Source organism: Aminobacter sp. P4_H6_2, assembly GCF_056400805.1.
This window is the reverse complement of the sequence record NZ_JBFUKO010000421.1, coordinates 1-4,762: the sequence shown is the minus strand read 5'-3', so window position 1 is coordinate 4,762 and position 4,762 is coordinate 1. Positions and strand designations below refer to the sequence as shown.

The following is a 4,762-nucleotide window of genomic DNA, read 5'->3' as shown; positions in this document are numbered from 1 at the left end:
TCGTTGTAGCGCTTGCGGCGCACCTGGGTGCGCAGCCGTGCAATCAGTTCCTGCCGGTCGAGCGGACGCACCAGATAGTCATTGATGCCGAGCTCGAGGCCGCGAATGATGAGCTCATCCTCGCCCTTGTTGACCAACAGCACAATCGGCAGCGAGCGGGTGCGGTCGAGCGAGCGCAGCTGCGAGCACAGCCGCAACGGATCGAACTCCGAAAACCCGGTCGACACGATGACGCACTCATAGGTCCCTTCGGCAGCGTTGAAGATCCCGGATTGCGGGTCGGCGGCGATATGCGCCTCGGCAGCACCATCCAGCAGCGCGCAAATATGAGCGGCTGACGACGTCATCTCGTCGATCAACAACACCTTCGGCAAAGCGCCTTGTAGCAGGTCGCGCCGAGCCAGAAGCTCATCCACGCCGATGCTGTGGGTGGTCGAGGCGCGCAGGCGCAGCTCATCGGTCAGAACCTTGAGACGGACCAAGCTTTTCACCCGCGTGATCAATTGCAGGTCGTTGACCGGCTTGGTGAGGAAGTCGTCCGCACCGACATCGAGCCCGCGCACGCGATCGGTGACATGATCGAGTGCGGTGACCATTACCACAGGAATATGCGCGGTGGCTGGATCGGCCTTCAGGCGGCGGCAAACCTCAAAGCCGTCCATGCCGGGCATCATCACATCGAGCAGGACGACATCGACCTTGCCGTCCTCGCAGGCGGCAATCGCGTCGGGACCGTTGAAGGCGGTCAGCACCTCGAAATACTCCGCAAGCAGCCTGACTTCGAGCAGCTTCACATTGGCCGGAATGTCGTCAACGACGAGGATGCGCGCGGTCATGCCTAGTACCTCGAGCGAGCCGGCGAGCACATCAGGCATCGCCCAGATAGGATTTGATCGTCTCGATGAAGCGCGGTACCGAGATCGGCTTGGAAATGTAGGCTTCGCAACCACCCTGCCTGATCCGCTCCTCGTCGCCTTTCATGGCAAAAGCGGTGACGGCGATGACCGGGATCGTGTGGAGGTCGTCATCCTCCTTCAGCCATTTGGTGACTTCCAGCCCCGAAACCTCCGGCAGCTGGATGTCCATCAAGATGAGGTCAGGCCTGTGCGTACGGGCAAGGTCGAGCGCCTCCAAGCCGTTGCGCGTGCGCACGGTCTCGTAGCCGCTTGCTTCGATGAGGTCGCGAAAGAGCTTCATATTGAGCTCGTTGTCCTCGACGATCATCACTTTCTTAGCCATAGCATTCCGCCTCGATTGCACACCGCGTCTCGGCGGCAATCATCATGCGCACCCGACGCGCACACCAACCCCGAATCCGACGTTAACTCAAGAACATTACGAAACGTAAAACGCCCCTGCCAAATCACGGATCGTTGCGCAGCTGCTTTACCCGTTGCCGCGCGACCCGCTAGCGGCTACTCCCGAGGCAAGTGGAACAAAGCGGAAATCCGATGCAAAAGAACCAGCAATCGCAAGAGAACGCTCAGGCTCTGGCCATTCAGGCCCTGGCTTTCGTCGCCTCCGACCCCGAGCTTCTGCCGCGTTTCCTGGCCATCACCGGTATCGAAGCCCAGCATATCCGCCGTGCGGCGCAAGAACCCGGCTTCCTCACCGGCGTCCTGCAGTTCCTCCTGGCCCATGAGCCGACGCTGCTGCGCTTTTCGCAAGAAACCGGAATTGCACCCGGTGACGTCAGCAGCGCCGCGCGTGCGCTGCCACTTGGAGACGACGATCACGAGCGTTCGGCATGAGCGAAGATCCTGAAACCGCACGACAGATCGCGGAGCTTGCCCGCGACACACGCCCGCTACTGGTGCTCGACGTCGACGACGTATTGCTGGAGTTCATGGTTCCCTTCATGCGCTTCCTCGACGCGCAGGGACTGGTATTCCTGGCAAAGTCCTTCCGCCTGACCGGCAACATCGTCGACAAAAAGACCCAGGTCGCGCTTGAACAAGCCGCGGTATCTGCCCTGCTCGACGGCTTTTTCCACGCCCAGCGCGAATGGCAGACAGCGGCAATGGGTGCCGCCGAGGCCGTGGCCGACCTGGCGGGCCATGCCGAGGTCGTGATGCTGACGGCGATGCCGCATCGCCATCGCGACGTCAGGCGACTGCATCTCGACGCGCTCGGCTTCCCCTACCCGCTCTTGACGACGGAAACGGCGAAAGGACCTGCACTCAGGCAGTTGCGGGGTGAAAGCGGCCGCCAGGTCGCCTTTGTCGACGACATTCCGCACAACCTCGTTTCGGTGCGCGATGCGGTTGCCGACGCACATCTGTTCAATCTGATGTCTTATCGCGAGATGCGGCTGCTGCTGCCGCCCATGCCGGACGGCATCGTCATTGCAGACGATTGGGCCGAAGCCGCGCCGAAGATCGCCGCGGCCCTCGGGCTTTAATATTCGCCCAGGTCGCGCCACCAGTCGCGGCCGGAATCGAGCCTTTCGATGCCAGCGCTATCAAGCGCTGCGGCCCATTCGGTCGCCGACTTGCCCGCGAGCATCAGATCTGGCGCGATTTCGGCCAAAGGCACCATCACGAACGCCCGGTCGAGCATGCGCGGATGCGGGATTTCCAGCCCGACATCGCTGACATTGCTGTTGCCGAGCAACAGTACGTCAATGTCGATGAGACGTGGCCCCCAGCGCTCGACGCGTACGCGTTTGAGCCTGCGTTCAACCTCAAGGCACAAATCCAGCAGTTCGAGCGGCGCCAGCGAGGTCGCGACCTCTGCGGTGACATTCAGGAAATCGGGCTGATCGACCTTGCCCCAGGGCGGCGTGCGATGAAGCGAGGAGACAGTAACCACATGCGTACTGCCGCTGGCGTCGAGCAGATGCAGTGCTGCAGCCATCGATTTCGCCGGATCGCCGAGATTGCCGCCGAGGCTGAGAAAGGCTCGCTCCTCAACCTGGCCAGACAACGGTCACCTCTACGTAATCCAGAACGCCGGGCACTGGGGCATTCGGCTTGCGAACCGTGATTTCAGCGCGCTTGATCTGCGGAAAACGCGCGGCAAGCGCCCTGCCACATTCCTGTGCCAGCGCTTCGATCAGGAACCGGCGCTGGCCGGTGATGATCTTTTCAATGACCTGGAAGGCGACGCCATAGTCGACGGTACTCTGCATCGAGTCGTCTTCCAGCGGACGGTCCGGATCGACCGTCAGCTCGGCATCGACATAGAAGCGCTGGCCAAGTGTCTCTTCTTCGTCGAGCACGCCGTGCCGGGCAAAGAAGGCGCAGTTTTTCATACGGATAAGATACATCTGGGTCAGCGTCCCGGCAGGTTGGTCTGGCGCGCCAGCATAGCATCGGCGAATGCCAGCGCGTCCACGTTGATTGCGACATTATGGACGCGAAATATATGCGCGCCCTGCATGCGGAGTATGACGCTGGTCGCCGCCGTCCCGGCATCGCGCTCGGCAGCGTCACGCCCAGTGACGTGGCCGACGAAGCGCTTGCGCGACGTTCCGGCGAGCAGCGGATAGCCAAGCTCGGAAAGCTCGGAGAACCGCGCCATGAGGTCAAGATTTTCATCCGAATCCTTGGCGAAGCCAAAACCCGGATCGAGCATGATCTGCGCGTCGCTCACGCCAGCTTCGCCAGCGATCTCAAGCGAGCGGCGGAGGAAAAGAAACTGGTCGTCGATCACATCGGGCAGTTTGTCGCGATCGCGGCCGGTGTGCATGATGACGAGCCCTGCCCCGGCTTCGGCGGCAACCTTGGCGATACCGGGTTCGCGGTGGAGGCCCCAGACGTCGTTGACGATATGCGCCCCAGCGTCAACAGCAAGCCGCGCCGTCTCCTCGCGATAGGTATCGACCGAAATCAGCGTTTCGCTCGACTTGGCAAGCGCAGCGATAATCGGCAGCACGCGATCCTGCTCTTCGGTGGCGGAGACGGGCGCGGCTCCGGGCCGTGTCGATTCACCACCGACGTCGACGATCACCGCACCTTCGGCAACCATGCGGCGGGCCTGCTCAAGCGCGAGCTCGGGCGCAATGAACGCACCACCATCGGAAAAACTGTCAGGCGTGACGTTGAGGATGCCCATCACAAGCCCCCTGTCGCCGAGGTCGATATGGCGCCCATGCGCCAATTGCCATCGTTTGTCGGTCATGCCGTCGCCACAAAAGAATTCCAGAGGACAGACCACGTCACGAAATATCAACGCTTGCAGCTTCAACTCGCTGCACGGTCATTTCTGCGGCACAATGCATTTTCCATGCGCCGCCATCGCCCCTAACGCAAGGTAGGCCAAGAGGCAACACAATGAAGCATCTCTTCCTCGCCGCCTTGCTTGCCGGGGGCATCTGCCTCCCCGCCCAGGCGGCAACCGTTTCGAAATCCTACAGCTATTTCACCATCACCGGTAAGACGCTCGACGAGATCGAACATCAGCTGATGACTCGCGGCCCCGAGGTCAAAAGCACCGGCGGCCGGCATCCAGGCGCGACGCAAATGGAGTTCACCAGCCGCATCGGCTATGCCGAGGTCAAAGGTGGCTGTGCCATCGTCTCGGCCCAGGTCACCGTCAAGGCCAAGGTGATCTTGCCGCGCTGGCGCCAGAGCGGCAAGACGCCTCAGGACGTCAAGCTGATCTGGAACACGCTATCGGCCGACATCAAGCGCCACGAGGAAAGCCACGTGGTGATTGCCAAAAATCACGCGCGCGAACTCGAAAACGCGTTGAAAGCGATCGGCAGGCAGAAGTCGTGCGACATCGCGGCCGCCAAGGCCAAGGCGACGAGCAATCGCAT

At 61.7% G+C, this 4,762-nt stretch carries 8 protein-coding genes; 3 read left to right on the top strand and 5 right to left on the bottom strand.

Features of this window, described 5'->3' with window-relative positions; genetic code table 11:
- A partial coding sequence (locus AC1DUU_RS23340) for a response regulator (RefSeq protein WP_476785765.1) occupies window positions 1-836 on the bottom strand: 836 nt, incomplete at its 3' end.
- A gap of 31 nt (window positions 837-867) precedes the next feature.
- On the bottom strand, window positions 868-1,239 hold the full coding sequence (locus AC1DUU_RS23335) for a response regulator (protein ID WP_476785764.1): 372 nt from the start codon (window positions 1,237-1,239) through the stop codon (window positions 868-870).
- Window positions 1,240-1,451: 212 nt separating this feature from the next.
- On the opposite strand from AC1DUU_RS23335, the gene AC1DUU_RS23330 reads away from it, so the two are divergent.
- A complete protein-coding gene (locus AC1DUU_RS23330; protein ID WP_476785763.1) occupies window positions 1,452-1,751 on the top strand; it encodes a DUF3572 domain-containing protein in 300 nt (99 codons plus the stop codon).
- Window positions 1,748-2,401 (top strand): hypothetical protein, encoded by a 654-nt coding sequence (locus AC1DUU_RS23325; protein WP_476785762.1) that lies wholly within the window; start codon window positions 1,748-1,750, stop codon window positions 2,399-2,401. The genes AC1DUU_RS23330 and AC1DUU_RS23325 overlap by 4 nt, the downstream gene beginning before the upstream one ends.
- Here the strand turns inward: AC1DUU_RS23325 and folK are convergent.
- The 3 genes from folK to folP are packed head-to-tail and all read right to left on the bottom strand — an operon-like array spanning window position 2,398 to window position 4,122.
- Complete coding sequence (gene folK / locus AC1DUU_RS23320) at window positions 2,398-2,925, bottom strand: 2-amino-4-hydroxy-6-hydroxymethyldihydropteridine diphosphokinase (RefSeq protein WP_476785761.1); 528 nt, start codon at window positions 2,923-2,925, stop codon at window positions 2,398-2,400. The two genes, AC1DUU_RS23325 and folK, sit on opposite strands and share 4 nt — an antisense overlap.
- A complete protein-coding gene (folB, locus tag AC1DUU_RS23315; RefSeq protein WP_476785760.1) occupies window positions 2,909-3,268 on the bottom strand; it encodes a dihydroneopterin aldolase in 360 nt (119 codons plus the stop codon). The genes folK and folB overlap by 17 nt, the downstream gene beginning before the upstream one ends.
- Before the next feature lie 5 nt (window positions 3,269-3,273).
- Window positions 3,274-4,122: a dihydropteroate synthase gene (folP, locus tag AC1DUU_RS23310; RefSeq protein WP_476785759.1), complete on the bottom strand. Its 849-nt coding sequence runs from the start codon at window positions 4,120-4,122 to the stop codon at window positions 3,274-3,276.
- A gap of 152 nt (window positions 4,123-4,274) precedes the next feature.
- On the opposite strand from folP, the gene AC1DUU_RS23305 reads away from it, so the two are divergent.
- On the top strand, window positions 4,275-4,762 hold a 488-nt coding region (locus AC1DUU_RS23305; RefSeq protein ID WP_476785758.1), incomplete at its 3' end, for a DUF922 domain-containing Zn-dependent protease.

Coding starts and splice junctions, on each gene's coding strand:
- AC1DUU_RS23335 (WP_476785764.1), bottom strand. CDS start 1,239: ATGGCTAAGAAAGTGATGATCGTCGAGGACAACGAGCTCAATATGAAG.
- AC1DUU_RS23330 (WP_476785763.1), top strand. CDS start 1,452: ATGCAAAAGAACCAGCAATCGCAAGAGAACGCTCAGGCTCTGGCCATT.
- AC1DUU_RS23325 (WP_476785762.1), top strand. CDS start 1,748: ATGAGCGAAGATCCTGAAACCGCACGACAGATCGCGGAGCTTGCCCGC.
- folB (WP_476785760.1), bottom strand. CDS start 3,268: ATGTATCTTATCCGTATGAAAAACTGCGCCTTCTTTGCCCGGCACGGC.
- folP (WP_476785759.1), bottom strand. CDS start 4,122: ATGACCGACAAACGATGGCAATTGGCGCATGGGCGCCATATCGACCTC.